Source organism: Phycicoccus avicenniae (genome assembly GCF_018139485.1).
GTDB classification, from domain to species: domain Bacteria; phylum Actinomycetota; class Actinomycetes; order Actinomycetales; family Dermatophilaceae; genus Phycicoccus; species Phycicoccus avicenniae.
This window is the reverse complement of the sequence record NZ_JAGSNF010000004.1, coordinates 21,848-47,855: the sequence shown is the minus strand read 5'-3', so window position 1 is coordinate 47,855 and position 26,008 is coordinate 21,848. Positions and strand designations below refer to the sequence as shown.

Here is a 26,008-nt window from a genome sequence, read left to right as displayed (position 1 = left end):
ATATCGACGACAGGAGTAGACGATGCGCACCTTCCACGGCGTCGAGGAGCTCATGGCCGCCGCCGGCGAGCACCTCGGGCACTCGCCCTGGCACACCGTGACCCAGGAGCAGGTCGACACCTTCGCCGACGCGACGGGGGACCACCAGTGGATCCACGTCGACGTCGAGCGGGCGAAGCACGGGCCGTTCGGCGGGACGATCGCCCACGGCTACCTCACGCTGTCGCTCGTCCCGATGCTCGTCTGGCAGGTCTACGCCGTCGATGGCATCTCCATGGGTGTCAACTACGGCTCGGACAAGGTCCGCTACCCGGCGCCGGTGCCGGTCGGGGCGCGGGTGCGGGCCGGTGTCGAGCTGCTCTCCGTCGAGCCCGGCGGGGGTGGCTACCAGGTGCGCACGAAGGTCACCGTCGAGATCGAGGACGGGGCCAAGCCGGGCTGCGTCGCCGAGGTCATCAGCGTCGTGGTGCCGTGAGCGACCGGCCGGCCGCCGACGGCCCCGGCCCGGACGACGGGTCGGCCGTCCCCGGGCTCGACCCGGCGGCGCTCACCGCCTGGTGGCGACGCACCCTCGGCGACGACCCGGCGACCGCGCTCGCCGGTGACCGGGACCTCGCGGTCGCCCACATCGCGGGCGGCAAGTCGAACCTCACGTACCGCGTCGGTGACGGTGCGCGGACCTGGGTCGTCCGTCGGCCCCCGCTCGGGCACGTCCTCGCGACCGCCCACGACATGCCGCGCGAGCACCGGGTCATGGCCGCGCTCGCGGGCACGGACGTCCACGTCCCCGCGACGTACGCCCTGTGCGAGGACGAGTCCGTCGTCGGCGCACCCTTCTACGTCATGGCCGACGTGTCGGGCCGCCCCTACCGCACGGCCCGCGAGTTGTCCGCCCTCGGCCCGGAGCGCACCCGGGTCGTGAGCGAGCGGATGGTCGACACCCTCGCCGCGCTGCACCGGGTCGACCCGACCGCGGTCGGGCTCGCCGACTTCGGGCGCCCGGACGGCTTCCTCGAGCGGCAGGTCCGACGGTGGCGAGGCCAGATGGAGCGGTCCTTGACGACCGAGCGCCCGCTCGAGGCGCGGCTCGGGGAGGCACTCGCGGCCGGGGTCGAGCAGGCCCAAGCGCAGGCCCGTCCGGGCATCGTCCACGGCGACTACCGGCTCGACAACTGCCTCACCGACGACGGGGACCGCATCGCCGCCGTCATCGACTGGGAGATGGCCACCCTCGGCGACACCCTCACCGACGTCGCGCTCCTCGTCCTCTACGGGCGGCTCGCGGACGTCGCGCCCGGGGCGGTCGCGGACGCCGTCCGGGCGCCCGGGCACCTCAGCGAGGCGGAGATGCTCCAGCGGTACGCGGCGGCGTGCGGCATCGGGGTCGACGACCTCGACCTCGGCTTCCGCGTGGCGCTCGCCGCCTACAAGCTCGCGGCCATCCTCGAGGGCATCCACCACCGCTACCTCGCCGGGCAGACCGTCGGCGACGGCTTCGAAGGGGTCGGCGCCGTCGTCGACCCGCTCCTCGAGGCCGGTCTCGCCGCGCTCGGGGGTCGGTCCGCGTGACGCGCCCCGCGCTCCGCGTGACGCGCCCCGCGCCGCGCGTCACACGCCCAGCGCTCCGCCGGAGGGGGTGTGGCGCCGGAACCCTCCGGATCCGGAGTATCTCCGCCGGATCCGGAGCATCTCGCAGCACACCCCTGTCCCGGCCTCCCCGCCGAACGACCACCTGACTCGCCCCGCGTCCCGACCGCCCACCCGACCGCCACCCGAGGAGCACCCATGGACTTCGCGCCCGATGCCCGCACCGAGGAGCTGCGCACCGCGCTGCTCGACTTCCTCGACACCCGGATCGCCCCCGCCGGCCCGGTGTTCGACGAGCAGCTCGCCGCTCTCGACGACCCGTGGGCCTGGTCGAGCGTCCCGGTGCTCGACGAGCTGCGGGCCGAGGCGCGCGACCGCGGGCTGTGGAACCTCTTCCTCCCCGGCGAGACGGGGGGTGAGCGGTACGGCGCCGGTCTGACGAACCTCCAGTACGCCCCGCTCGCCGAGGTCACCGGCCGCATGGGCCGTCTCGCCCCCGCGGCGCTCAACTGCGCCGCGCCGGACACGGGGAACATGGAGGTCCTCGCGATGTTCGGTACCCCCGAGCAGAAGGACCGGTGGCTTCGACCGCTGCTCGACGGGCGCATTCGCTCCGCGTTCGCGATGACCGAACCCGACGTCGCCTCGTCCGACGCGACGAACGTCTCGACGTCCATCCGCCGAGAGGGCGACGAGTACGTCGTGTCGGGGCGCAAGTGGTGGATCACCGGGGCGATGAACCCGCAGTGCGAGGTCTTCGTCGTCATGGGCAAGACCGACCCGTCGGCCGACCGGCACCGGCAGCATTCGATGATCCTCGTCCCGCGGGACGCCGAGGGCGTCGAGGTCGTCCGGCCGATGGAGGTCTTCGGCTACGACGACCGCGACCACGGTGGGCACGCGGAGCTCGCGTTCCACGACGTCCGGGTGCCGGCGTCGGCGCTCGTCGGCGAGGAGGGGGCCGGGTTCGCCATCGCCCAGGCCCGGCTCGGCCCGGGCCGCATCCACCACTGCATGCGGGCCATCGGGGTGGCCGAGAAGGCCCTCGAGATGATGTGCACCCGCGCCTCGGAACGGGTCGCCTTCGGCCGGACGCTGTCCGAGCAGGGCGTGGTCCGCGACTGGATCGCCGAGTCCCGGGTGCGGATCGAGCAGCTGCGCCTCCTCGTCCTCAAGGCGGCCTGGCTCATGGACACCGTCGGCAACAAAGGCGCGCACACCGAGATCCAGGCCATCAAGATCGCCACCCCGGCGACCGTCGAGTGGATCCTCGACAAGGCCATCCAGGTGCACGGGGCCGGCGGCATCTCCCAGGACTTCGACCTCGCCGCGGCCTGGGCGGGCAACCGCACGCTGCGCTTCGCGGACGGCCCGGACGAGGTGCACAAGAACGCCCTCGCGAAGGCCGAGCTCCGCCGCCAGGCCCGCTGAGCCGGTCTCCCGCCGGGGACGGGCCGACTCGGCCGGGCTCAGTCGCCCGAGCCGCCGAGGACGACGCCCGCCACCGCCGTGGCGATCGCGTAGTCCATCGTGCGGAACATCGGCCCGGGGTCGACCGCGTCCTCGGCCGTGCTCGCGAGGGCGGTGAGCCGCTCGACCCGGTCCCCGTCGAACCGCAGGGCACGGCGCATCGCGGGGGTCGTGAGGAGCGCGGCCAGCGCGGCGGCGCGGGGCACCTCCTCGGCCCCGGGCGCCTCCAGATCGCCCAGCAGGTCCTCGCGGAGCTGCGGCGCGACGAGGTGCCGGTCGTACCCGATGAACCCCAGGAAGCGGCCGCGGTCCTTGGACAGCACGCCCCGCTCGAGCGCGGCCCGCTGCTGGACCTGCACGGCGTCGCGGCGACCGCGCACCCAGCGCTCCACCGTCGTGGGGTGCTCGGACAGCTCGGCGAGCGCCACCTCGACCCAGGGGCGGGACGGAGCGTGCTCGCTCTCGAGCAGCGTGACCGACCCGTCGTCCTCGATGTCGACGTGCCCGTCGAGCGCCAGCTCGCCGAGCTCGGCGGCGGCCGTCAGGTGCACCGGCCGGACCGACTGCCGGACCTGGCCGTCGTCGGTGTGCAGGAAGGCCATGAGGGTCTCGGGGAGGGTGAGGTCGTCGAGCAGCGGACTCATCGTGTCTCCTCGGTCCGGCGCGGACGTCGTCCCGGGAGGTCCGGGGCCGCGCGTGCTGTCCTCGACGCTAGGCCGGGACGTCCCGGACGTCCTCACCACGGAGGCTGAGGCGGGCTCCACCCCGAGGACGAGGCGACGCCCGACGCGTGCCGGCCCTCGGCAGCATCCCGACCCCGGTGGGCGCGTAGCGTCGGGACCATGCGCGTCACCGTCATCGGAGGAACCGGGCACGTCGGCACCTACCTCGTCCCGCAGCTCGTGCGGGCCGGGCACGAGGTGTCGGTCGTCAGCCGCGGACGGCAGCAGCCCTACACCCGCGACCCCGCGTGGGGCGAGGCGCGTCCGGTCACCGTCGACCGGGAGGTCGCCGAGGCCGACGGGACGTTCGGCGACACGGTCGCCGGCCTGTCGCCCGACGCCGTCGTCGACCTCACCTGCTTCACGACCGACCAGGCACGCCACCTCGTCGAGGCGCTCGACGGTCAGCACGTCGTGCACACCGGGTCCGTGTGGTCCTACGGGCCGAGCACGCTCGTCCCGACGACCGAGGCCGCACCGAAGCATCCGTACGGCGACTACGGCGTCGCGAAGCTCGCGATCGAGCGGTACCTCGTGGGGCAGGACCGGGTGCGCGCCTCGGTCGTCCACCCGGGCCACATCAGCGGACCGGGATGGATGCCCATCGGCCCCTCCGGCAACCTCGACCCGGCCGTCGTCGAGCGGCTGCGCGCCGACGGGTCCTGCCTGCTGCCCGACCGCGGCGGCGAGACGATCCATCACGTCCACGCCGAGGACGTCGCCGGGCTGCACCTCGCGTGCGTCGAGAACCCCGAGGCCGCGACCGGTGAGAGCTTCAACAGCGTCTGCACCGAGGCGCTGACCCTGCGCGGCTACGCCGAGCTCGTCGCACGGCACTTCGGCCACGAGCCCCGGCTCGAGTACGTGCCCTGGGCCGAGTTCGCCGAGCGGGCCGGACCCGAGAACGCGGCGATCACCCTCGACCACGTCGCCCGGGCCCCGATGTTCTCGATGGACAAGGCCCGCGACGTGCTGGGCTTCGTCCCGGCGCACTCGGTCACCGACACCGTCCTCGAGGCGCTCGACGCCTGGGTCGCCGCACGCGAGGACTGAGCGGTCGCGCGTCCTCAGCCGACGTGCTCGACGGTGACCCGGCCGTCGTCGACGTGCCAGCGCTGGTCGAGCCGGACGGCGTCGAGCAGACGCCGGTCGTGCGAGACGAGCAGCAGCGTCCCGTCGTAGGACTCCAGCGCGGACTCCAGCTGCTCGATGGCCGGGAGGTCGAGGTGGTTGGTCGGCTCGTCGAGGACGAGCACGTTGACGCCGCGGGCCTGGAGGAGGGCCATCGCCGCGCGGGTCCGCTCCCCGGGTGAGAGCCGGCCGACCAGACTCGTCACCTGCCCGGCCCGCAGGCCGAACTTCGCGAGGAGGGTCCGCAGGTCCGCCGGGGTCGTGCTCGGCAGCGCCGCCTCGAACGCCGCGAGGAGCGGCAGGTCCTCGGCCAGGCCGGTGCGGGCCTGGTCGATCTCGCCCACCGCGACCGAGGACCCCAGCCCGGCGCGTCCGGCGTCCGGGGCGAGGGCCCCGGTGAGCAGCCGCAGGAGGGTCGTCTTCCCGGCACCGTTCGGTCCCGTGACCCCGATCCGGTCGCCCGCGCTCACCTGGAGCGACGCGGGCCCGAACGCGAACGTCCCCCGCCGCACCGTCGCGGCGTCGAGCGTCGCGACGACCGTGCTGGACCGTGGTGCCCGCCCGATGGAGAACCGCAGCTCCCACTCCTTGCGGGGCTCATCGACCTCCTCGAGGCGGGCGATGCGCGACTCCATCTGACGGACCTTGCGGCCCTGCTTCTCCGAGGACTCGGTCTGCGCGCGACGCCGGATCTTGTCGTTGTCGGGGCTCTTGCGCATCGCGTTGCGCACGCCCTGGCTGCTCCACTCGCGCTGCACCCGGGCCCGGGCGACGAGGTCGGCCTTGCGGTCGGCGAACTCCTCGTAGGCCTCCCGGGCGTGCCGACGGGCGACGGCCCGCTCCTCGAGGTAGGCGTCGTACCCGCCGTCGTACACCGCGACCCGGTGCTGCGCGAGGTCGAGCTCGACGACCCGCGTCACGACCCGGGACAGGAACTCGCGGTCGTGCGAGACGAGAACGACCCCGGCGCGCTGCCCACGGACGACGTCCTCGAGGCGCTGCAGCCCGAGCAGGTCCAGGTCGTTCGTCGGCTCGTCGAGGAGGACGACGTCGAACCGGCTGAGCAGCAGCGCCGCGAGTGCGACCCGGGCGGCCTGCCCTCCGGACAGCGTCGTCATCGCGGCCTCGGGACCGACGTCGAGGCCGAGGTCGGCGAGCACCGTCGGCAGCCGGTCGTCGAGGTCCGGGGCCCCGCTGGCCTGCCAGTGGTCGAGCGCCAGGGCGAACGCGTCGTCGGCCGCGGCCGACCCGCCGCCCAGCGCGGCGGCGGCCGACTCCATCGAGGCCGTGGCGTCGGCGGCCCCGGTCCGGCGAGCGACGTACCCGGCCACCGTCTCGCCCTCGACCCGCTCGTGCTCCTGGGGGAGCCAGCCGACGAAGGCGTCCGCCGGCGCGGTGGCGACCGACCCGGCGAGGGGATCGAGGTCTCCCGCGAGGATGCGCAGGAGGGTGCTCTTGCCGGCCCCGTTCGCCCCCACGACGCCGACGACGTCGCCCGGCGCCACCGTGAGGTCGAGGGCCTCGAAGAGGGTCCGGTGCGCGTACCCACCGGCGAGGTCCTTGACGACGAGGTCGGCGCTCACCGGGCGATCGTAGGCGCCGAACCCGGTTGCCGCGGGATCCGCCCGTTCCTAGCGTGGACGACGCTGGCGGGGCGTCCCTCCGGCGGCCCGACACCGAGGAGGTCCCGTGCCCGACAGCGTCACCCTCATCCACCACGCCGGTCGCGCCGGCGACTACAACGACCTCGCGATGGTCGGCTCCGGGCAGCTGGCCGCCGCCCTCGGCGACCGTCTGGGGGTCCGCCCCGAGGTCGTCGGGTGGCCCGAGCCCGCGCTGTCGACGGGCTGGGCCGAGGAGCTGGCCGCGGCCCGCCCGACGCTCGAGGCGACGGCCCACGCGCTCGACACGGCCCTCGTCGCCGGCCGGACGCCCGTCCTCGCCTCGAGCCGCTGCGCCGTCGCGCTCGCCACCCTCCCGGTGCTCGCCCGGCACCGGCCCGACGCCGTCGTCGTGTGGTTCGACGCCCACGCCGACCTCAACACCCCCGACGACACGACGACCGGCTACCTCGGCGGGCTGGCGTTCAGCGGTCCGCTCGGACTGTGGGACTCGGGGCTCGGCGCGGGGCTCGCGTCCCGGAACGCGGTGCTCGTCGGTGCCCGGGACGTCGACCCGCCCGAGCGGGCGCGGATCGAGGACGACATCGTGACTCTTGTCGAGGTCGGCCCGGGCACGGCGGAGGACCTGGGCCGCGTCGTCGCCGGCCGTCCGGTGTTCGTCCACGTCGACTGCGACGTCCTCGAGCCCGGGACCGTGCCGACCGACTACCGCGTCCCGGGCGGGATGACCCTCGAGGACCTACGTCGGTGTGCGGCCGTGCTCGCCGGGGGTGAGGTCGTCGGCATCGAGGTCGGTGAGCTCGAGTCGGCACCCGACGACGCCGACCCGCCCGGGTACGTCACGGCACTGATCGAGGCCCTCGAGCCCCTCCTCGCCGCGGTCATGCAGTGAGCACGGGAGTGTCCTGCGGTGTGGAGCCGCTCCCGACGGGGTAGGAAGGGTCGGACCGGACGACGACCGGGTCGCCGCCGCGGCCCGCGCGAGAGGACGAGACATGTCGAAGCTGACGATCCTGGCCGCCGCGGCCGTGGGCTACGTGCTGGGCGCCCGGGCCGGCCGTGAGCGGTACGACGAGATCGCCGGGGCCGCCCGGGACCTCTGGTCGAACCCCACCGTGCAGCGCCAGAAGGACCGCACCCAGGATGCCGCCGTCCGCAAGGGACGGGAGGCGGGACGCGTCTTCGGGGCCAAGGCGGCCGAGGCCGGGCGCAAGGTCGGCGACACCGCGAGCGACGCGGTGGACCGGGTCCGCTCGAACGGGTCCGACGCGTCGCCGGGCGTGGAGCCCGACCCGGACGGCGCCGCCGCCCGTCCGGCGACGGACGACCCGGCGATCTGATCCCGGGCCCGGCCGGTGGGGACGCCACGGCCGGGTGCTTGACATTGACGCAGGGTCAACCCTCCACGCTCGTGCCGTGCCCCACCCGACACGACACGAAGGAGGGCCAGTGCCGGCCCCACGCATCCCCGATCCTGCGATACGCGTCGCCGGCCTCACGCGGTCCTTCGGGGACCTCGAGGTCCTGCGCGGCGTCGACCTGGAGGTCTCTCGCGGCAGCATCCACGCCCTGCTGGGCTCCAACGGCGCGGGTAAGACGACGCTCGTGCGCATCCTGGCGACGCTGCTGCGTGCCGACGCCGGGACGGCGACGGTCGACGGTCACGACGTCGCCCGCGACCCCGAGGGCGTGCGCGAGTCGCTGAGCCTGACCGGTCAGTTCGCTGCGGTCGACGACGTCCTCACCGGACGCGAGAACCTCGTCCTCGTCGCGCGGTTGCGGCACCTGTCCGGTCCCGGGACCCTCGCGGACCGGATGCTCGACCGCTTCTCGCTCACCGACGCCGCGGACCGCAGGGCCGGGACCTACAGCGGTGGGATGCGGCGGCGGCTCGACCTCGCGATGAGCCTCGTCGGCGAGCCGCCGGTCGTGGTCCTCGACGAGCCGACGACGGGTCTGGACCCCCGGTCCCGGATCGAGGTGTGGGACGCCGTCCGCGAGCTGTCCCGCGGTGGCACGACCGTCCTGCTCACGACGCAGTACCTGGAGGAGGCCGAGCAGCTCGCCGACCGGATCTCGATCCTCCACGAGGGCCGGGTCATCACCGAGGGCACTCTCGCCGAGCTCAAGGCCCTCATGCCGCCGGCGACCGTCGAGTACGTCGAGAAGCAGCCGACGCTCGAGGACGTCTTCCTCGCCGTCGTCGGCGGGGGCACCCACGACACCCCGACGGGGGACGCCCGATGAGCGCCCGTCCCCTCGCTGACACCACGGCCCTGCTCGGCCGGTCCCTGCGTCACGTCCTGCGCAGTCCGGACACCGTCGTCACGACGGCCGTGACCCCGGTCGCCCTGCTCCTGGTGTTCGTCTACGTCCTCGGCGGCGCCATCGAGACCGGCGGTGGCAGCTACGTCGACTACCTGTTGCCGGGCATCCTCGTCGTCACGATCGCCTCCGGCGTCGCCTACACGGCCTACCGGCTCTTCCTCGACCTCCAAGGCGGGATCCTCGAGCGCTTCCGCTCGTTGCCGATCGCTCGGACGTCGGTCCTGTGGGCCCACGTCCTCACCTCGGTCGTCGCGACGGCGGTCTCGCTCGTCCTCGTCGTCGCGGTGGCCCTCCTGATGGGGTTCCGCTCCGACGCGGGGCTCCTCGCGTGGCTGGGCATCGCCGGCATCCTCGCCCTCTTCACGCTGGCCCTCACCTGGCTCGCCGTCGTCCCGGGGCTCACGGCGACGACCGTCGACGGGGCGAGCGCGTTCTCGTACCCGCTCGTCTTCCTGCCGTTCGTCAGCTCGGCGTTCGTCCCGACCGACTCCATGCCCGGCCCGGTCCGGTTCTTCGCCGAGCACCAACCGGTGACCGCGATCGTCGACGCGATCCGCTCGCTGTTCGCCGGACAGCCGGTCGGCGCCGACCTGTGGGTCGCGCTCGCCTGGTGCACGGGACTCCTCGTCGTCGCCTTCCTCGCCGCGCGCAGCGTCTACGCGCGCACGGCCGCCTGAGCGAGGATGGACCCGCGATGCTCACGATCAGCCAGCTGGCGCGGTACGCCGGGGTCACGGTGCGGGCGGTGCGGCACTACCACCAGGTCGGACTGCTGCCCGAGCCGGAGCGGGACCGGTCCGGCTACCGCACCTACGACGCCGCGGCGGTCGTCCGGCTCGTCCGGATCCGGACCCTGGCCGAAGCCGGCGTGCCCCTGCTCCGGGTCGGCGAGCTCCTCGACGCCGGCCCGGGGGAGTTCGACCGCGCGGTCGGCGAGGTCGACGCGTCGTTGCGGGCGGAGATCCGACGGTTGCGGGAGCACCGGCGTCGGATCGCTCTCCTGGGCTCCGGTGAGCGGTTGACCCTGCCACCCAGCGTCGTCGGCTACCTCGACCGGCTGCGTGCCCTCGGGGTCGACGAGCGGTACGTGACGCTCGAGCGGGACGCCTGGATCATGCTGGCCTCGCAGGTACCGGAGCGGATCGACGCCATCATCGAAGACAAGCACACCCAGCTCGACGACCCCGACATGCAGCGTCTCTACGGGTACCTCGGTGACGCCGTCGACTGGGACGCGGACGACCCCCGCGTCGTCGAGGTCGCCGACCTCCTCGAGAAGCTCGTGGAGGCGGCGATCGACGGCGGGGCGGGAGGACCTCCGCTCGGCGACGGCCTCGACGACGTCGTCGTCCAGGTCATGGACGCATCGGCCGAGCAGGCTGCGCCGGCGGCGTCGCGCCTCACCGAGATCCTGCACGAGCGGGGGTGGCGTGGCTGGACCCGCATCGAGCGCGACCCCGACCGAGGGAGCTGAGCGGGCTCAGGCGCGCTCGGGCAGCTTGGCGCTGCGGGCGACGTCGGGGTCGGTGCACGAGGCGAGGTCGAAGCAGCACGGCCGCCGCTTGCCGTGGTCCATCTTGTCGAGGCTCACGCCGACCCGCTTGGCGCGGGTGTCCGGGTTCTTCGTCGCCCCCACCCAGCGGACCCACTCCCAGCGGGCCATCGGGGTGATGTCGTCCCAAACGTCCCGGATGTGCTCCGGGGCGTCGGCGAGGGCGCCGGCGAGGTCGTCGGGGACCTCCGGCTCGGGCCACGACTCGGCGACGGTGAGGACGACGTCGACGTGGTCGCCCGCGCCGACGCCGGCCGTGCGGGCGAGGTCGTCGTCGACGCGCAGCCAGTGGCCGCGTCGCCCGTCCGGCTCGACGACCGTCGTCAGCGGGTGCCCGTCGAGGGTCCCCTGAGTCGCGACCTGGCCGCGGGAGGGCAGCGCCGCGCTCGCGTCGGCCGGCAGGCGCAGGAGGGTCGTGGACCCGAGGACCTCGAGCTCGCCGCCGAAGCGGACCTCGGTCGTCTCGGGTGCGGTCGTCGCCATGGGCTCAGCGTACGACCGGCCGGCACCCTCCGTCACCGGGTCACGACTGCCGTCCTAGGGTGCCGTGATGATCGACTTCCAGAACGCGAGCTACGTCAAGCTGGGGCGCATCGACTACGGGCAGGTCGCCGCTCAGATCGACCCACTCCTCATCGAGGGAGAACAGGGCTACCTCGCGTTCCGCGGTATGCGGGACTACATCGTCTTCACGAGCAAGCGCATCATCGCGGTCAACATCCAGGGGATCACGGGTAAGAAGAAGGACTACACCTCTCTGCCGTTCGCCAAGGTGCAAGCCTTCTCACTCGAGACGGCGGGCACCTTCGACCTCGACGCCGAGCTCGAGCTGTGGTTCTCGGGGCTCGGACGCGTGCGGTTCGAGTTCAAGGGCAACACGGACGTGGCGTACCTCAACCGGCTCATCGCACATCACGTGTTGTGACCTGAGGACGGTCGCGAAGTGCCTCGCAAGGGTGAGCTGCACGTCGCCCGGGTGAGTCGGGGACCTGGGCTGGGGTCAGAAGGTGAGGCTCGGGGGCTCAGTGGTGGCTGGCGACCGGGGTGCCGATCGGGGCGAAGTCGTAGAACCACTTCGCGACCTCGACGGGCAGGTTGATGCACCCGTGCGAGCCGGAGTAGCCGAACGAGTCCCGCCAGTACGCGCCGTGCAGGGCGTACCCGCGGTGGAAGAACGACACCCAGGGGACGTCCTCGGTCTCGTAGTCCGAGCCGTCGGCGTTCTGCCCGCGCATCGTCATCATCGGCGTCTTGTGGTAGACGCGGTAGACCCCGGTGACGGTGGGGGTGTCCGGGGCGCCGTCGACCATCTTGATCGGGCCCTGGACGACGTCCGCGCCGACGTAGCCGGTGATCGTGTAGTTCGACAGGTTCACGTCGACCCACTTCTCACCGGGGGCCGCGGGGTAGGCGAGGTTCTCGGCGCCGACGGCGACGGTCCGGTCGGTGTAGCCGCCCTCGGCGACGTCGTACTCGAACGACCCGGCGTACTTCCTGCCACCGCCCATCGCCGCGACGACCGCCTCGGTCACGCCCTCGGCGTTGTTCACCGACCGTCCGTCGACGGCCTCGGTGACGACGGAGAGCACGTCGCCGCTGGGGCTGACGTTCCGCAGCCCGTCCGACGGGTCGCGGTGGGCCTCGTCGGCGAGACCGTCGACCCAGGCGGTGACGGCCTTGGCGTCGACGGTCGGCATCCCCGGGACGCCGTCGGTGAGGGGGACGGTCACCCAGGACGCCTTCGTCGCCGCGTCCGCCTCGTGGTCCTCGGAGCCGTCGGAGACGACGACCGAGCGCCCGACCATGGCGTTGGCGGCCTTCGCGACCTTCCTCGCGTCCGCGGTCGTCACGGCCGGGTCGCGCTCGACGAACTCGACGACGGTGCTCGTCGAGGACAGCGAGGCGGCGGCGGCCCGGACGGCGTCCTGGAAGGTCGCCGGGTCGACGGTGAAGCCGGGGACCGCCTTGCGCACGGTGAAGGAGTCCTCGTCCTCCGACAGCCGGACGGCGGCGTCGCGGCCGACCCGGTCGGCGTCCTCGACGAGCCGGGTCGCGACCTCGGCGACGACCGCGTCGTCGCTCGTCACGACGGCCGGGAGATCGCGCTCGGAGTACAGCGAGGTGGCGTAGGAGGACCACGAGCCGTTGGCGGCGAGGACGGCGTCCGCCGTCGCCTCCGCGTCGACGCCGTACCCGAGGTCGGCGAGGCTCGCGGTCCGCTGCGAGTCGCCCGCGGTGACCTCGACGGTCACGGCGTCGGCCCGGTCCCGGATCGCCGTGACGAGGTCGGCGCGCGCCAACCCGGACACGGACGTGCCGGCGAGCGTGCTGCCGGGCAGGGCCCGGTCCTGGTAGTGCGTCGCGTACGCCGTGCCGACGCCCCCCAGCGCCATGGGCAGGGCGACGGCGGCGGCGAGGAGCGCCTTCGTCCGCTTCGTCATCGTCGTCCTCATCCTTCCCCGGTGCCTGCGTGCGCAGACGGACGACGCCCATGATGGGGGTCGACGGCGTGGAATTGCACATCGGGACCGCACCGTGAGCGGCATCGACGCCGTTTCGTGACATGCCGACGACCCCCGGCCGGGCTCAGCCCCCGTGCGGGTTGACGGTGCGGCCGGTCGCCATGAGGCCGAGCGCGAGGAGCAGCCGGTCCCGCGGGACCCGCAGGTCCCGGCCGATGAGCTGCTCGATCTGGCGCTGCCGGTAGATGACGGTGTTGCGGTGGCAGTACAGCTCCTCCGCCGCGCGGGAGTGCGACACGTTGCAGCGGATGAGCGCGGCGAGGGTGTCGAGGAGGACCTCGCGGTGGGCCTCGGGCTGGCCGAGCAGCGGGCCGATCGACTGTTCGACGAGCAGCGCCGTGATGTCGGGGTTCGCGCTGAGCAGCACCTCCGGCAGCCGTTCGGTGACCCGGGCGATCTCCGCGGCACCGCGGGGCAGCGTCTGCACGGCGCGCACCGCGAGCTGGTAGGCGCTCCCGAAGCCGCCGAGACCCTCGGGGGTCGAGGCGACGCCGACGCGCCCGGTGACGGCCGGGCGCAGCAGCTCGACGAGCCCCGGCTCGTCGAGCCCGCCCATCGGCACGAGGCCGAACCGCACCCCACCGCGGACGTGCCAGAACGACATCCGGCCGGCGCGTTCGAGCCGGTCGTCGGGGGCCCGCAGCGGCTCGTCGAGCGACTCGTCGAGCGAGGCGACGACGCAGGCCAGCGGTTCGTCGGCGGCGATCCCGAGCACCTGTGCGGCGTCGCCCGCGAAGGCCGGGTCCGACCCGCGGCCGTCGACGAGCCCGTCGAGGACGCCCTGCTGCCGTTGGAGGTCGCGGCGCTCCAGCCGGGCGCTCTCGCGGCGGTGGGCGTCGATGAGGACGGCGTTCTGCACCTGGAGCGAGTGCCACAGCCGACGTCCGGCGACGAGGAGGACGTGGTCGTCCAGCCCCAGCTCCTCGCGGGGCTCGAGGGCGACGAGCGCCTCCCACAGCAGCCGGGTGCCGAGGGTGTACGAGTTGAGCACGAGCTCGAGGGGGACGCCCTGCCGGGCCCGGCGCCGCCCCGTGTCGCGCCAGATGTCCGGCGGCCGGTGCTCGGGGTCGGAGCGCCCGGCCATCGTCCGGATGCCCTCGGTGATGTGCTCGCGGGTGCTCATCCGCACGTCGGCGAGCAGCGCCTCCGAGGCCGCCTCGTACCAGTCGGGGTCCCGGTCGAAGATCGTCGCGGTGATGACGTCGGCGATCATGTCGGCCTGCGGCAGCAGCGCCGCCCAGGCGCGCCGGACCGTCGCGTCGAGCTCGTCGTCGGGCTCCACGGGCGTCGGTGCCGGGGCGAGGAGCCGGTGCGGCCCCGCTGCTGCCATGGCCCCAGCGTGGCACCGGAGCACAGATCCGTCACCCCCCGCGGCCCGTTCGGGGCGTTCTGCACCACCCTTTCTGTGCAGCGCGCCCATATCCGTGCTTTGTGCACATCGACCATCGTGACGTCGCACCAGGTGTTCCCCAGAGTCGAGGAGCCACCGTGCCGGACACCCGTCCCGACGCGACCGCGCCGAGCGGCAGCCCCCTGCTGGCGCTCGAGGGCGTCACGGTGCGCTTCGGCGGTATCATGGCCCTGTCCGAGGTCGGCCTCGACGTCGGTCCCGGACGCGTCCTGGGCGTCATCGGGCCGAACGGCGCCGGCAAGACGACCCTCTTCAACGTCGCGTGCGGCTTCCAGCGCCCCGACGAGGGGACGATCACGTGGAAGGGCGAGCGGCTGGACCGGCTGCGCCCGCACGACCTCGCCGGTCTCGGCATCGCCCGCACCCTCCAGGGGCTCGGCCTCTTCGAGCGGATGACCGTCCTGGACAACGTCACCGTCGGCGCCGACCGGCACGGCCGGGCGGGCTTCTGGTCCGGGCTGCTGGCCCTGCCGCGGAGCGCCCGGGAGGAGGCGGCGCTGCGGGAGCGGGCGATGGCCGCCCTCGAGGAGCTCGGGATCGCGCACACCGCTCCCCGCTACCCGGCGAGCCTGCCGTACGCCGTCCGGAAGAAGGTCGCCCTGGCCCGGGCCCTCGTCGCGGAGCCGGAGCTCGTCCTGCTCGACGAGCCCGCCTCCGGGCTCTCCGGGGAGGAGATGGACGAGCTCGCCGGGCTGGTGCGCGGCCTCACCTCGCGGATGGCGGTCATGCTCGTCGAGCACCACATGGACCTCGTCATGACCGTCTGCGACGACATCGCCGTCCTCGACTTCGGCCGGCTCATCGCCCGCGGCAGCCCCGACGTGGTGCGCGAGGACCCTGCGGTGGTCGCGGCCTACCTCGGCGACGACGTCGGACAGGAGGCCTGAGGTGCTCGACGTCCGCGACCTCACGACGACCTACGGTGCCGTGCGCGCCCTCGACGGAGTGACCTTCACCGCGCCGCAGGGAAGGATCACCGCCGTCCTCGGCGCGAACGGCGCCGGGAAGACGACGCTGCTGCGGACCCTGTCCGGCCTCGTCCCCGCCGCCTCCGGCAGCGCCCGGCTCGGCGACACCGACCTGCTCACGACGCCCGCCGAGGAGATGACCCGCGCGGGTCTGGCCCACGTCCCCGAGGGTCGCGGGGTCATCGCCCAGCTCACCGTCGAGGAGAACCTGCGGCTCGGGGCGCTCGGCGCGCGGGGCGGCGGCCGCAAGGCCGACCTCGACCGGGTCACCGACCTCTTCCCGGTCCTCGGCGAGCGCCGGCACCAGGTGGCGCACACCCTCTCCGGGGGCGAGCGGCAGATGCTCGTCATCGCCCGCGCCCTCCTCGCCGACCCGGCCATCCTCCTGCTCGACGAACCGTCGCTCGGCCTCGCGCCCCGCATCGTCACCCAGATCTTCGACCTGCTCCGAGGGCTCGTCGACGACGACGGCCTCACCGTCGTCCTCGTCGAGCAGAACGCCCGCAGCGCCCTGTCCATCAGCGACGTCGGCCTCGTCCTCGACCTCGGGAAGGTCGTCGTCCACGACGACGCCGCGGTCCTCGTCGACGACGCCACCCTCCGTCACGCCTACCTGGGGTTCTGAGATGCAGCAGCTGACGACCACCCTGCTCACCGGGCTCACCCTCGGGGCGGTGTTCTCGGCGTTCGCCCTCGCCCTGGTGATGATCTGGCGCTCGACGCGCATCGTGAACTTCGCCCAGGCGCCGATGGCGATGGTGACGACGTACGTCGCGCTCGTCCTCATCGACGCCGGGGCCTCGTACTGGGTCGGCTTCGTCGCGGCCCTGCTCAGCGGCTTCGTCCTCGGCGCCGTCATCGAGCGGGTCGTCGTCCGGCACGTCGAGGGCAAGGCCGAGCTCAACGCCGTCATCCTCACCCTCGGGCTGTTCATCGTGCTGCACGCGGCCGCCGCGCTCGTCTTCGGCTCGAGGTTCCGCTCGTTCCCGGCTCCCTTCGGGGTCCGCGGGCTCACCGTCGGCGACAGCACGATCCCGCTCACCGGGTTCGGCATCTTCACCCTCGTCTCCGTGCTCGTGGTCATGGGTCTGCTCGTCGCGCTCTTCCGCGGCACCGACATCGGGCTGCGGATGCGGGCGGCGGCCTTCGGCCCCGAGGTCGCCCGGCTGCTCGGGGTCAAGGTCGGCCGGATGCTCACGCTCGGCTGGGCGCTCGCATCGGTCGTCGGCTCGCTGTCCGGGCTGCTCATCGCCGGCGGCGGGCTCGTCCACCCCGGCTACATGGACTCGGTCGTCGTCTACGGCTTCGTCGCCGCGGTGCTCGGCGGGCTCGAGAGTCCCGGCGGGGCCGTCGTCGGCGGCCTGTCCCTCGGTCTCACCCTCAGCGTCGTCAGCGGGTACGTCGGGTCCGAGGTGGTGCCGCTCGCCGCGCTGCTCGTCCTCGTCGTCGTCCTGCTCGTCAGGCCCGGCGGGCTCTTCTCGACCGTCCACGAGCGGAGGGTCTGACATGGCCGAGCGCACCCTCGCCCTGCCGGACCGGTTGCGTCGGGTCACCGACGACACCCTCGGCCGGCACCTGCTCGCCGGCCTCGTCGGCGCCGTCGTCGTCGTGCTCCTGCTGTCCTTCCTCGGCGGCTTCCGGGTCTCGCAGCTCGCGTCCTTCTCCTACCTGGCGATCGCCGCCGCCGGGCTCACCGTCCTCACCGGGCTCAACGGCCAGCTCTCGCTCGGGCACGGCGCCTTCATGGCGATCGGCGCCTACACGACGGCGGTGCTCCAGCGGACCGAGCTCGGGCTGCCCCTCGTCGTCGTCCTCGTGGCCGCGGTCCTCGTCGCGGGTGCCGTCGGCGTCGTCGTCGGGCTGGCCGCCGCCCGGCTGCACGGGCCGTACATCGCCGGCGCGACGCTCGCGCTCGCCATCGCCGTCCCCGGGCTGGCGATCTTCTGGCGCGACCTGCTCGGTGGCGAGCAGGGGCTCACCGTCCCGCTCCCGGACGTCCCGGCGTGGTTCGCCGACGCGGTCTTCTTCCTCACCGCGACCGACCCGTCCTCGAGCCGGTACGTCGCCTACCTCGCCGGGCTGGCGCTCGTCGCCGTCCTCGTCCTGCTCGCCAACGTCGCCCGAAGCCGCACCGGTCGGCGCTGGCAGGCCGTGCGCGACGACGAGGTCGCGGCACAGCTCGCGGGGATCGACCTCGGCCGGGCGCGGGTCCTGGCCTTCGTGGTCAGCGCCGCCTGCGCGGGGCTGGCCGGCGGCTTCATGGCGTTCGTCGTCCGGCTCACCGCACCGAGCGGCTTCACCCTCACCCTGTCGCTCACCCTGCTCACCGCGATCGTCCTCGGCGGTCTCGGCAGCCTCACCGGGGCGCTCATCGGTGCGGGCCTGCTCACCTTCCTGCCGCAGGTCGTCACCTCGGTCGGCGGCGACGTCGGCCTCAGCGACGTCCAGTCCGCCGAGCTCGCCCCGCTCGTCTACGGCCTCGTCATGGTCCTCGTCATCCTGCTCGCACCCGGCGGGCTCGTCGGGACGATCCGCCTCAAGCGGGCCGAGCGCGCCGCGCGGCGGGCCGCCGCGGCCGGCGCGACGGCGTCCACCGGCGCGCCGACGTCCGCCGACGAGAGGACCCGGGCCGCTTCGGGGACGGGCGCCACCACCGGTCCCGAGGACCCCCAGCACGACGCACCACCCAGCACCGAGAGGAAGAGGTCGTCATGAGGAGCACCACCACGAGAAGGGGGCGCACGGTCGTCGTCGCCCTCGCCGCGGCGGCCTGCACGCTGGTCACCGCGTGCGGCGCCGGGGAGAGCAGGGAGGACGCGGCACCGGAGCCCGCGGAGGACGTCCCCGGCATCACCGAGGACACGATCACCATCGGCGGCCACTGGCCGCTCACCGGCGTCGCCGCCCCCGGCTACTCCGAGATCCCCGGCGGCGCCCAGGCGTACTTCGACTACGTCAACGAGAACGGCGGCATCGGCGGGCGGGACATCGAGCTCGTCATCAAGGACGACGCGTACAACCCGACGAACACGACGCAGGTGACGAACGAGCTCGTCCAGCAGGACGAGGTCTTCGGCATCGTCGGCGGTCTCGGGACCCCGACGCACAGCGCGGTCATCGACTTCCTCAACGAGGAGGGCGTGCCCGACCTGTTCGTCAGCTCCGGGGCCCGCAAGTGGGGCGAGACGCCGGAGGAGTACCCGTACACCTTCGGCTGGCAGCCGGACTACGTCATCGAGGGCAAGGTCATCGGCCAGTACATCGCCGAGAACATGCCCGACGCCCAGGTCGGTCTCTTCCTCCAGGACGACGACTTCGGCGAGGACGGGGAGATGGGCGTCCGCCAGTTCATCGACGACCAGATCGTCGAGACGGTCCGGTACACGCCCGGCAACACCGACGTCGGCCCGCAGGTGGCGGCGCTCCAGGCGGCCGGCGCCGACCTCGTCCTCGGCTTCAACGTGCCGTCCTACACGGCGCTGTCGCAGCTCGTCGCGCTGCGGCTGGGCTACGAGCCGCAGTGGTACTACAGCAACGTCGGCTCGGACCCCAACCTCGTCGGCTCGCTCCTCGCGCGGTTCTCCGAGGGCGCGGTGGAGGACGACGCCTCGCTCCTCGACGGCGTCATGACCTCCGAGTACATCCCCGGCGTCGACAGCCCGGACAACCCGTGGGTCCAGCTGTGGCAGGAGGTCTGGGACGCCCACGGCGAGGAGGGCGAGCTGACGAACTACCGCATCTACGGGATGTCGTGGGCCTACACCTTCGTCCAGGCCGCGATGGCCGCGGGCGACGACCTGAGCCGCGACGGCATCGTCGAGGCGCTGGAGTCCGGTGGCGCCGGGTTCGTCGGGCCGGGCTACGGCCCGTTCCGGTACTCCGCCGACAGCCACCTCGGCCTGTCCGGCCTCAAGGTCGTCGAGCTGCAGGGCGGGGTCGGCGAGGAGCTGACCGACGTCCTCGTCACCGACCTCGGCGACGCCGAGATCACCGAGGACGCCTCCGCCGCGGGCGACGCGCCGCCGGAGAACGGCGTCCCGTCCGCGGGGTGACCGCACCCGACCGGCCCGGCGGACCACCCGCCGGGCCGGTCGGCCCCGTCGGCGGCCCGTCGCCGCCGTCGTCCACGACCCCGTGACCCCGAGGAGCCCGATGACCACCCTCTCCCTCGCCGTCCTCGTCGCCGAGCAGGCCCGGCGCCGGCCGGACCACGTCGCCGTCGTCGAGGGCGATCGGCGCACGACCTACCGCGAGCTGTGGGACCGCTCGCTCGCCGCGGCCGGTGCGCTCCGAGCCCGTGGCGTCGGACCGGGCTCCCGGGTGGCGCTGCTCGCCCCGAACGTCACCGAGTTCGTCACGTCCTACTACGGCATCCTCGCCGCGGGCGGGGTCGTCGTCCCGGTCCCGACGCTGCTCGGGGCCCGAGAGATCTCCTACCTCGTCCAGCACAGCGGCGCCGAGCTGCTCGTGCACCACGACGCCCTCGCCGCGCTCGCCGGACCGGTGTCCGAGGGCACGGGGGTGCCGGCGCTGTCGACGTCGGACCTCGCGGCCGCCGACGCCGACCCGCTGCCGACCTACGTCTCGCGCGACCCCGGCGACGCCGCCGTCATCTTCTACACCTCCGGGACGACGGGGCTGCCCAAGGGCGCCCTGCTCACCCACCTCAACCTCGTCATGAACGCCACGACGAACGCGTTCGACGGCAACGAGATCCGCCGCGACGACGTCGTCATGGGCAGCCTGCCGCTCTTCCATGTCTACGGGCAGTCGGTGGCGATGAACACGACGTTCCGGCTCGGGACGACCGTCGTCTTCCAGCCGCGGTTCGACGCCGCCGGCGCCATCGACCTCATGGTCCGCGAGGGCGCGACGATCTTCATGGGCGTGCCGACGATGTACGTCCAGCTGCTCGAGGCGGCCCCGCAGGCCGCCGCGCTGCCCCGGCTGCGGGACTGCGTGTCCGGCGGGGCGTCGCTGCCGGTCGTCGTCCTCGAGCGGTTCGAGGCGACGTTCGGGGCGCCGATCTACGAGGGGTACGGGCTGTCCGAGACCTCACCCACGGCGACGGCGAACCAGAAGCAGTTCGGCACCCGCGCCGGCACGATCGGCCACCCGATCTGGGGCGTCGACGTCGAGATCGCCGACGAGACGGTGCCCGACGCGATCCTGCTGCGCCCGACCGGCGAGCGGGGCGAGGTCGTCGTCCGGGGGCACAACGTCTTCGCCGGCTACCTCGACGACCCGGCCGCCACGGAGCAGGTCATGGTCGACGGCTGGTTCCGGACCGGGGACATCGGCGTCAAGGACGAGGACGGGTTCGTCCGGATCGTCGACCGGACGAAGGACCTCGTCATCCGGGGCGGCTTCAATGTCTACCCCCGCGACGTCGAGGACGTCCTGTCCCGGCACGAGGACGTCGCGCAGGTCGCCGTCATCGGCGTCCCCGACGACACCTACGGCGAGGAGGTCGTCGCCGTCGTCGTGCCGGCCTCCGACGCCTTCGACCCCGAGGCGCTCGTCGCGTGGTCGCGCGAGCAGCTGGGCAAGCACAAGTACCCGCGGCGGGTCGAGGTCGTCGACGCCCTGCCGCTCGGCCCGAGCATGAAGGTCCTCAAGCGTGAGCTGCGGGCCCGGTTCGGCGACCCGCACGACACGACCCCCACCGCCGGCGGCACCGCCGGCGCGACCCCCCGCGGAACGGAGAGCTGACGATGGACCTGGACCTGACCGAGGACGAGAAGGACATCCGGCAGTGGGTGCGCACCTTCGTCGAGAAGGAGATCCTGCCGCTCGAGCAGGACGTGCTGGCCCGGGAGCGGCGCGGTGAGCGTGGCCTGCCGCCGGAGGAGCTGAAGCGGCTGCAGGACCTGGCCCGAGAGTCCGGGTTCTTCGGGGTGCAGACGCCCGAGGAGTACGGCGGGATGGGGCTGTCGGCCGTCATGGCGGCCCTCGTCGAGGTCGAGCTGGGGCGCTCGTTCGTCCCGTTCCGCTTCGGCGGGTACGCCGACAACATCCTCTTCCACGCCAACGACGCGCAGAAGGAGGAGTACCTCGTCCCGACGATCGAGGGCACGAAGAAGTCGTGCTTCGCGATCACCGAGCCAGGGGCGGGGTCCGACGCGCGGGCCATCCGTACCTCGGCGAAGCAGGACGGAGACGACTGGGTCATCACCGGCGAGAAGACGTTCATCACCGGCGGGACGGAGGCGGACTTCGTCATGGTCTTCGCCGTCACCGATGCCGAGAAGCACAAGGAGGGCCGGACCGGGGAGTCGGTGACGTGCTTCATCGTCGACCGCGACCAGGGCTGGACCTCGGACCAGATCGACACGATGGGCGAGTGGGGCCCGGCGGCGCTGACGTTCGACGGCGTCCGGGTGCCGTCGTCGGCGATCCTCGGCGAGGAGGGCAAGGGCTTCGCGCTCGCGATGCAGTGGATCGGCCGCGGCCGGTACCTGCTGCCGGCCCGCGCGCTCGGCGGGTGCGAGCGGATGGTCGAGATGGGCATGGAGTGGGCCCGCAACCGCGAGACCTTCGGCAAGCCGATCGCCGAGCGGCAGGCCATCCAGTGGATGGTCGCGGACTCCGCCGTCGACATCGAGGCGCTGCGGTGGCTCGTGCTGGCCGCGGCGTGGCAGGTGGACCGGGGCGACGACTCCCGGCAGGCGCAGTCGATGGCCAAGCTGTACGGCGGCGTGCACTGCAACGAGATCGTCGACCGGATGCTCCAGGTGCACGGCGGGATGGGCTACACCCGCGAGCTGCCGCTCGAGCGGTGGTACCGCGAGCTGCGGCTGCTGCGGATCTACGAGGGCACCGACGAGATCCAGCGCCGGACCATCGCCCGCAACCTCCTCAAGGGGCACGCGAGCGTCCGCGGCCACCTCGGCTTAGACCACCGCCGGCGCGACCGGGGCGGTCGCGCCGTCGGTCGCCGTGCACTCGTCAGGCGGGGTCGCTCGCCCACCCGGGCGGCGCGCGCCTCAGAGGCTGCAGGCGTAGACGTGTGAGAGGACGAGCCCCGCGGCGCCGAGGATCGTGGCGTCGTCCGACGGCTCGGCGAGGGTCACGACCGGCGGCCCGCCCCGGTCGGGAGACGCCGCCGCCAGGTGACCGGCGATGCGTGCCCGCATCCGCTCACCGCCGCCGACGGCGTCACCGTGGACGATGTAGTGGTGCAGCCCCAACAGCTGGTCGAGATTCCCCATCCCCTCGGCGAGGTTGCGTGCGTACCGGTCGAGCAGGCGTTCCGCCTCCTCCGACCCCTCGTCGGCCAGGTCGCTGAGGCGACGGCTCGTGGCCAGGTCACCGTCGGTCAGTCGCGTCCGCACCGCCTCGGCCCGGAGCCAGGGCAGCGTGGCGACCGTCTCCCAGCATCCTCGTCGTCCGCACTCGCACTGTGATCCGCGTGCGTCGACCATCATGTGTCCGGCCTCGCCGCCCGCGCCGCGCGGGCCCCGCACGACACGGCCGGCCATGACGACGCCGGCGCCCAGGACCTCCCCCGTGAAGACGGAGACGAAGTCGGTGAGGTCCCGACCCAGCCCGAACCACTGGTCGCCGATCGCCTGGACCCTCGGGTGGTGGTCGATGTGGACGGGGACGTCGAACCACGAGGCGACGTGCGCCCCGACGGGCATGCCGCTGAGGACCGGGGCGCGGAAGCTCAGCAGGACCCTCCCCTCGTCGGTGTCCACCATGCCGGCGAGGCCGATCCCGATGCCGAGGAGCGGCTGGTCGCGCAAGGGGACGAGGGCCGAGCGCAGCGCCTCGAGGAAGGCCTCCGGGTCCGACGTGCGCGGCAGCGCGACGTCGTGCCGCTGAAGGACGGTGCCGTCCTTCGCGACCGTGGCCACCGTGATCTCGTCGGCCCCGAGGTAGACGGCGCCGATGCACCGGTCGGACCCGAACCACAATGGTCGCGGAGGCTTGCCGCCGGCCGCCGTCGTGGACCTCGCCGGGAGCTCGCGCAGCGCGGTCGCGCTGATGAGGGGCTGGACGACGGCCGTGATCGTGGCCCGGCTGACGTCGAGCTGCTTCGCCAGGTCGGAGCGGCTCAGTGGGCCGTGGCGGTAGAGCGCCCGCATCACCCTGGCCCGGTTCACGCCGCCGACGTCGGCGCTCGTCACGAGCGTCGACAACGAGTCGGTCATGGCCGTTCCTCTCCGTGGTGCGGGCGGTGGGTCCGCGGGACCCCGGATGTGCCCATCTTGTCGCGTCTCCGGTCCAACTCGTCCGACGGAACCCCTGGACACCAGGTCAGGAGGTTTGTAGGGTTCCCCAACATACCTCGTCGGAGCAGCCGCGAGGGACGGACCGAACAGGTGGAGGACCAGCATGGGCGAACGACTGGACGTCGTGGTCGTCGGCGGAGGGATCCGCGGACGGATGTACGGCGAGGTCGTCCGTGAGCACCCGCGCGGCGAGGTCGTGGGCTTCGTCGAGACGGCTCCCATGACGGCGGAGGCCCTGGGGTCCGACTTCGGGGTGCCCGTGCGGGAGTCGCTCGAGGACCTGCTGTCCGGCCTCGACCGGGTCGACGCCGTCATCGTGGCGACCCCCGACTTCGCCCACCGCGAGCCGGGGCTCGTCGCCCTCGGCCACGGGCTGCACACCCTCTTCGAGAAGCCGCTCGCGACGACCGTCGAGGACGCCGAGGCCCTGGCGGGCGCCGCGTCGCCCGGGACCCACGTCATGCTCGGCTTCGAGAACCGGTGGAACCCGCGGTTCCAGACCGTGCGCAGCGCGCTCCGGGCCACGGACCAGGTCTTCGTCGCCCAGCGGGCCTCGTTGCAGGACACCGCCTGGGTGCCCCGCGAGATGCTGTCCTGGAGCGCTCGGTCCACCCCCGGCTGGTTCCTCGTGCCGCACAGCCTCGACATGGCGATGTGGCTGTCCGGGGCCCGTCCCGTCGAGGTCTTCGCCCGGGGGGTGCGCAAGGTGCTGAGCGCCGACGGGATCGACACGTGGGACCGGGTCTCCGCCTCGTTCCGGATGTCGGACGACTCGGTCGTCACCCTCGACTCCGGGTGGGCGCTGCCCACGGGGCGGCCCGCGGTCTTCGACTTCCGCTTCGAGGTCGAGACCGCGACCGACCACTACCTCGTCGACGTCGACCGGTCCGGCGTCGTCCGGGTGGGGAGCGACCGGCTCAGCTACGTCGGCGAGTCCGGGACGGACCCCCGCGGACGGCTCAGGGGGGCGCCGGTCGAGATGACGCGCGACTTCGTCGACCTCTGCCTGGGGGACCCCGTCGACGTCCCGGACGCCGACCACGGCCTCCTCGTCACCCGGGCGGTCGCCGCCCTCCATGACTCCCTCGAGACCGGTCAGAACACCCCCATCACCCACTGAAGGACCGCGCCATGCCCAGACACCAGTCGATCCTCACCCGTCGCTCCCTCCTCGGGGGTGGCCTCGTCCTCGGGGGCACCGCCCTCGCCGGGTGCGTGAGCCCCGGCGGCTCCGCGGGGTCCTCCGCGAGCCCGAGCGCCCTGTCCTCCGGCGGCGAGGCCGGCGGCGAGATCTCGATCCTCGACGACAACACGAACCAGGTGTTCCAGAACGGCCTCATCGAGACCTTCCAGGAGCAGACCGGCATCACCGTCCGCAACTACGAGATGGCCAACTTCAACGACCTGCACGACCGCTTCGCGACGATGTTCGCCGGTCAGGACACGTCCTACGACGTCATCATGACGTGGGCCGGGTGGTCGGCGGAGTTCGGTCAGGCCGGCTGGCTGCAGCCGCTCGCCCAGGACTCCCTCCCCGCCGACGTCATCCGCCCGGCCCTGGACGCCGTCTCCTGGGACGACACGGTGTACGGACTGCCGAAGTTCGCCAGCGTCCAGACGATGTTCTGGAACAAGGAGCACTTCGAGCGCGCCGGCCTCGACCCGGACGCCGCCCCGGAGAGCTGGGACGAGTTCGTCGCCGCGGCGAAGAAGCTCACGACCGACGGCCGCTACGGGTACACCTGCGACATGGGCAACCCCGCCGGCGCGTACCAGAACTTCCTGCGCACGATGCTGCTGTGCGGTGGCGAGCTGTACGACGCCGACTACACCCCGCAGCTCGACAGCGAGGCGGGCGTCGAGGCGATGACCAAGCTCGTCGAGCTGTACCGCGACCACGAGGTGATGAACCCCGCGTCCCTGCAGATCACGAACGCCTCCGACCTCGTCGAGGTGTTCTCGCAGGGCAACACCTCGATCGTCTTCAACTGGCCCTTCCAGTGGTCGGTGGCGACCTCCGACGCGGCGACGACGAGTGCGGCGACCGTCGGGAACGGGCTGATCCCGGGCATCAACGTCCGCTCGGCCTCGATCGACGGGTCCGAGGGCTACGCGATCAGCGCGTTCTCCGAGAACAAGTCCGCCGCCCTGAAGTGGCTGGAGTTCGCCGCGAGCGCCACCTCCCAGCGGGAGATCGTCGAGAAGGAGGGGTGGTTCCCGGTCTCGCAGGAGATCCTCGACGACCCCGCGACCGAGGAGGCGCTTCCGGTCGTCGCGACCTACGAGCAGTCGACCGAGTACGTCACGAGGCGCTACGGCACTCCTTGGTCGAACGAGCTCGACCAGCTGCTCAGCGTCCACGTCAACCGCGCGATGAACGGCGACGAGGAGCCCGCGGCGGCGATGCGCGCCTCGCAGCAGGAGCTCCTGCCCGTCGTCGAGAAGTACCTGGGCTGAC

The 26,008-nt window shown here is 73.1% G+C and carries 25 protein-coding genes; 19 read left to right on the top strand and 6 right to left on the bottom strand.

The window, feature by feature from the left end:
* Positions 1-22 precede the first annotated feature (22 nt).
* The 3 genes from KC207_RS04250 to KC207_RS04240 all read left to right on the top strand — a co-directional run bounded on the left by KC207_RS04250 (position 23) and on the right by KC207_RS04240 (position 3,018).
* Entirely contained in the window at positions 23-475 is a 453-nt protein-coding gene (locus KC207_RS04250; protein ID WP_211601669.1) for a MaoC family dehydratase, read from the top strand.
* Complete coding sequence (locus KC207_RS04245; RefSeq protein ID WP_211601668.1) at positions 472-1,569, top strand: phosphotransferase family protein; 1,098 nt, start codon at positions 472-474, stop codon at positions 1,567-1,569. The genes KC207_RS04250 and KC207_RS04245 overlap by 4 nt, the downstream gene beginning before the upstream one ends.
* Positions 1,570-1,785: 216 nt before the next feature.
* A complete protein-coding gene (locus KC207_RS04240) occupies positions 1,786-3,018 on the top strand; it encodes an acyl-CoA dehydrogenase family protein (RefSeq protein ID WP_211601667.1) in 1,233 nt (410 codons plus the stop codon).
* A gap of 38 nt (positions 3,019-3,056) precedes the next feature.
* Here the strand turns inward: KC207_RS04240 and KC207_RS04235 are convergent, their stop codons facing one another.
* The gene (locus KC207_RS04235; protein WP_211601666.1) at positions 3,057-3,701 is read right to left on the bottom strand and encodes a GPP34 family phosphoprotein; all 645 of its coding nucleotides are present in this window, start codon (positions 3,699-3,701) and stop codon (positions 3,057-3,059) included.
* 198 nt (positions 3,702-3,899) lie between these two features.
* Between KC207_RS04235 and KC207_RS04230 the strand changes: the two genes are divergently transcribed.
* Positions 3,900-4,832, top strand: coding sequence for an NAD-dependent epimerase/dehydratase family protein (locus KC207_RS04230; protein WP_211601665.1), 933 nt, complete (start codon positions 3,900-3,902; stop codon positions 4,830-4,832).
* 14 nt (positions 4,833-4,846) lie between these two features.
* Here KC207_RS04230 and KC207_RS04225 read toward each other — a convergent pair whose 3' ends face one another.
* Positions 4,847-6,493, bottom strand: a complete 1,647-nt coding sequence (locus KC207_RS04225; RefSeq protein WP_211601664.1) for an ABC-F family ATP-binding cassette domain-containing protein — start codon at positions 6,491-6,493, stop codon at positions 4,847-4,849.
* A gap of 106 nt (positions 6,494-6,599) precedes the next feature.
* Between KC207_RS04225 and KC207_RS04220 the strand changes: the two genes are divergently transcribed.
* The 5 genes from KC207_RS04220 to KC207_RS04200 all read left to right on the top strand — a co-directional run bounded on the left by KC207_RS04220 (position 6,600) and on the right by KC207_RS04200 (position 10,334).
* Complete coding sequence (locus tag KC207_RS04220) at positions 6,600-7,424, top strand: arginase family protein (RefSeq protein ID WP_211601663.1); 825 nt, start codon at positions 6,600-6,602, stop codon at positions 7,422-7,424.
* A gap of 103 nt (positions 7,425-7,527) precedes the next feature.
* The gene (locus KC207_RS04215; protein ID WP_211601662.1) at positions 7,528-7,872 is read left to right on the top strand and encodes a YtxH domain-containing protein; all 345 of its coding nucleotides are present in this window, start codon (positions 7,528-7,530) and stop codon (positions 7,870-7,872) included.
* 109 nt (positions 7,873-7,981) lie between these two features.
* Complete coding sequence (locus KC207_RS04210) at positions 7,982-8,779, top strand: ABC transporter ATP-binding protein (protein WP_282958950.1); 798 nt, start codon at positions 7,982-7,984, stop codon at positions 8,777-8,779.
* Entirely contained in the window at positions 8,776-9,537 is a 762-nt protein-coding gene (locus KC207_RS04205) for an ABC transporter permease (protein ID WP_211601661.1), read from the top strand. The genes KC207_RS04210 and KC207_RS04205 overlap by 4 nt, the downstream gene beginning before the upstream one ends.
* A gap of 17 nt (positions 9,538-9,554) precedes the next feature.
* Positions 9,555-10,334 (top strand): MerR family transcriptional regulator, encoded by a 780-nt coding sequence (locus tag KC207_RS04200; RefSeq protein ID WP_211601660.1) that lies wholly within the window; start codon positions 9,555-9,557, stop codon positions 10,332-10,334.
* Between the two features lie 6 nt (positions 10,335-10,340).
* Here the strand turns inward: KC207_RS04200 and KC207_RS04195 are convergent, their stop codons facing one another.
* Positions 10,341-10,895, bottom strand: coding sequence for a YdeI/OmpD-associated family protein (locus tag KC207_RS04195; RefSeq protein ID WP_211601659.1), 555 nt, complete (start codon positions 10,893-10,895; stop codon positions 10,341-10,343).
* 67 nt (positions 10,896-10,962) lie between these two features.
* Between KC207_RS04195 and KC207_RS04190 the strand changes: the two genes are divergently transcribed.
* On the top strand, positions 10,963-11,337 hold the full coding sequence (locus tag KC207_RS04190; RefSeq protein ID WP_211601658.1) for a PH domain-containing protein: 375 nt from the start codon (positions 10,963-10,965) through the stop codon (positions 11,335-11,337).
* A 97-nt stretch (positions 11,338-11,434) separates the two neighbouring features.
* Here the strand turns inward: KC207_RS04190 and KC207_RS04185 are convergent, their stop codons facing one another.
* Together KC207_RS04185 and KC207_RS04180 are read right to left on the bottom strand one after the other, a co-directional pair.
* Positions 11,435-12,853, bottom strand: coding sequence for a L,D-transpeptidase family protein (locus KC207_RS04185; protein WP_211601657.1), 1,419 nt, complete (start codon positions 12,851-12,853; stop codon positions 11,435-11,437).
* A gap of 145 nt (positions 12,854-12,998) precedes the next feature.
* Positions 12,999-14,264 carry a PucR family transcriptional regulator gene (locus tag KC207_RS04180; protein WP_211601656.1) on the bottom strand — a complete coding sequence of 422 codons (1,266 nt, stop codon included), beginning with the start codon at positions 14,262-14,264 and terminating at the stop codon, positions 12,999-13,001.
* Positions 14,265-14,422: 158 nt separating this feature from the next.
* On the opposite strand from KC207_RS04180, the gene KC207_RS04175 reads away from it, so the two are divergent.
* The 7 genes from KC207_RS04175 to KC207_RS04145 all read left to right on the top strand — a co-directional run bounded on the left by KC207_RS04175 (position 14,423) and on the right by KC207_RS04145 (position 22,326).
* The gene (locus tag KC207_RS04175; RefSeq protein WP_249138552.1) at positions 14,423-15,232 is read left to right on the top strand and encodes an ABC transporter ATP-binding protein; all 810 of its coding nucleotides are present in this window, start codon (positions 14,423-14,425) and stop codon (positions 15,230-15,232) included.
* A gap of 1 nt (position 15,233) precedes the next feature.
* Positions 15,234-15,938 (top strand): ABC transporter ATP-binding protein, encoded by a 705-nt coding sequence (locus KC207_RS04170; RefSeq protein WP_211601655.1) that lies wholly within the window; start codon positions 15,234-15,236, stop codon positions 15,936-15,938.
* 1 nt (position 15,939) lies between these two features.
* Positions 15,940-16,818: a branched-chain amino acid ABC transporter permease gene (locus KC207_RS04165; protein WP_211601654.1), complete on the top strand. Its 879-nt coding sequence runs from the start codon at positions 15,940-15,942 to the stop codon at positions 16,816-16,818.
* A gap of 1 nt (position 16,819) precedes the next feature.
* Positions 16,820-18,028 (top strand): branched-chain amino acid ABC transporter permease, encoded by a 1,209-nt coding sequence (locus KC207_RS04160; RefSeq protein ID WP_211601653.1) that lies wholly within the window; start codon positions 16,820-16,822, stop codon positions 18,026-18,028.
* Entirely contained in the window at positions 18,025-19,365 is a 1,341-nt protein-coding gene (locus tag KC207_RS04155; protein ID WP_211601652.1) for an ABC transporter substrate-binding protein, read from the top strand. Before KC207_RS04160 ends, KC207_RS04155 begins: the two co-directional genes overlap by 4 nt.
* 100 nt (positions 19,366-19,465) lie before the next feature.
* Complete coding sequence (locus KC207_RS04150; RefSeq protein WP_211601651.1) at positions 19,466-21,025, top strand: long-chain-fatty-acid--CoA ligase; 1,560 nt, start codon at positions 19,466-19,468, stop codon at positions 21,023-21,025.
* A gap of 2 nt (positions 21,026-21,027) precedes the next feature.
* Complete coding sequence (locus KC207_RS04145) at positions 21,028-22,326, top strand: acyl-CoA dehydrogenase family protein (RefSeq protein ID WP_211601650.1); 1,299 nt, start codon at positions 21,028-21,030, stop codon at positions 22,324-22,326.
* Here the strand turns inward: KC207_RS04145 and KC207_RS04140 are convergent.
* A complete protein-coding gene (locus KC207_RS04140) occupies positions 22,300-23,469 on the bottom strand; it encodes an ROK family transcriptional regulator (RefSeq protein WP_211601649.1) in 1,170 nt (389 codons plus the stop codon). The two genes, KC207_RS04145 and KC207_RS04140, sit on opposite strands and share 27 nt — an antisense overlap.
* Before the next feature lie 184 nt (positions 23,470-23,653).
* Between KC207_RS04140 and KC207_RS04135 the strand changes: the two genes are divergently transcribed.
* A complete protein-coding gene (locus tag KC207_RS04135) occupies positions 23,654-24,670 on the top strand; it encodes a Gfo/Idh/MocA family protein (protein WP_211601648.1) in 1,017 nt (338 codons plus the stop codon).
* A gap of 11 nt (positions 24,671-24,681) precedes the next feature.
* Complete coding sequence (locus KC207_RS04130) at positions 24,682-26,007, top strand: ABC transporter substrate-binding protein (protein WP_211601647.1); 1,326 nt, start codon at positions 24,682-24,684, stop codon at positions 26,005-26,007.
* The last annotated feature ends 1 nt before the right edge of the window (position 26,008 follow it).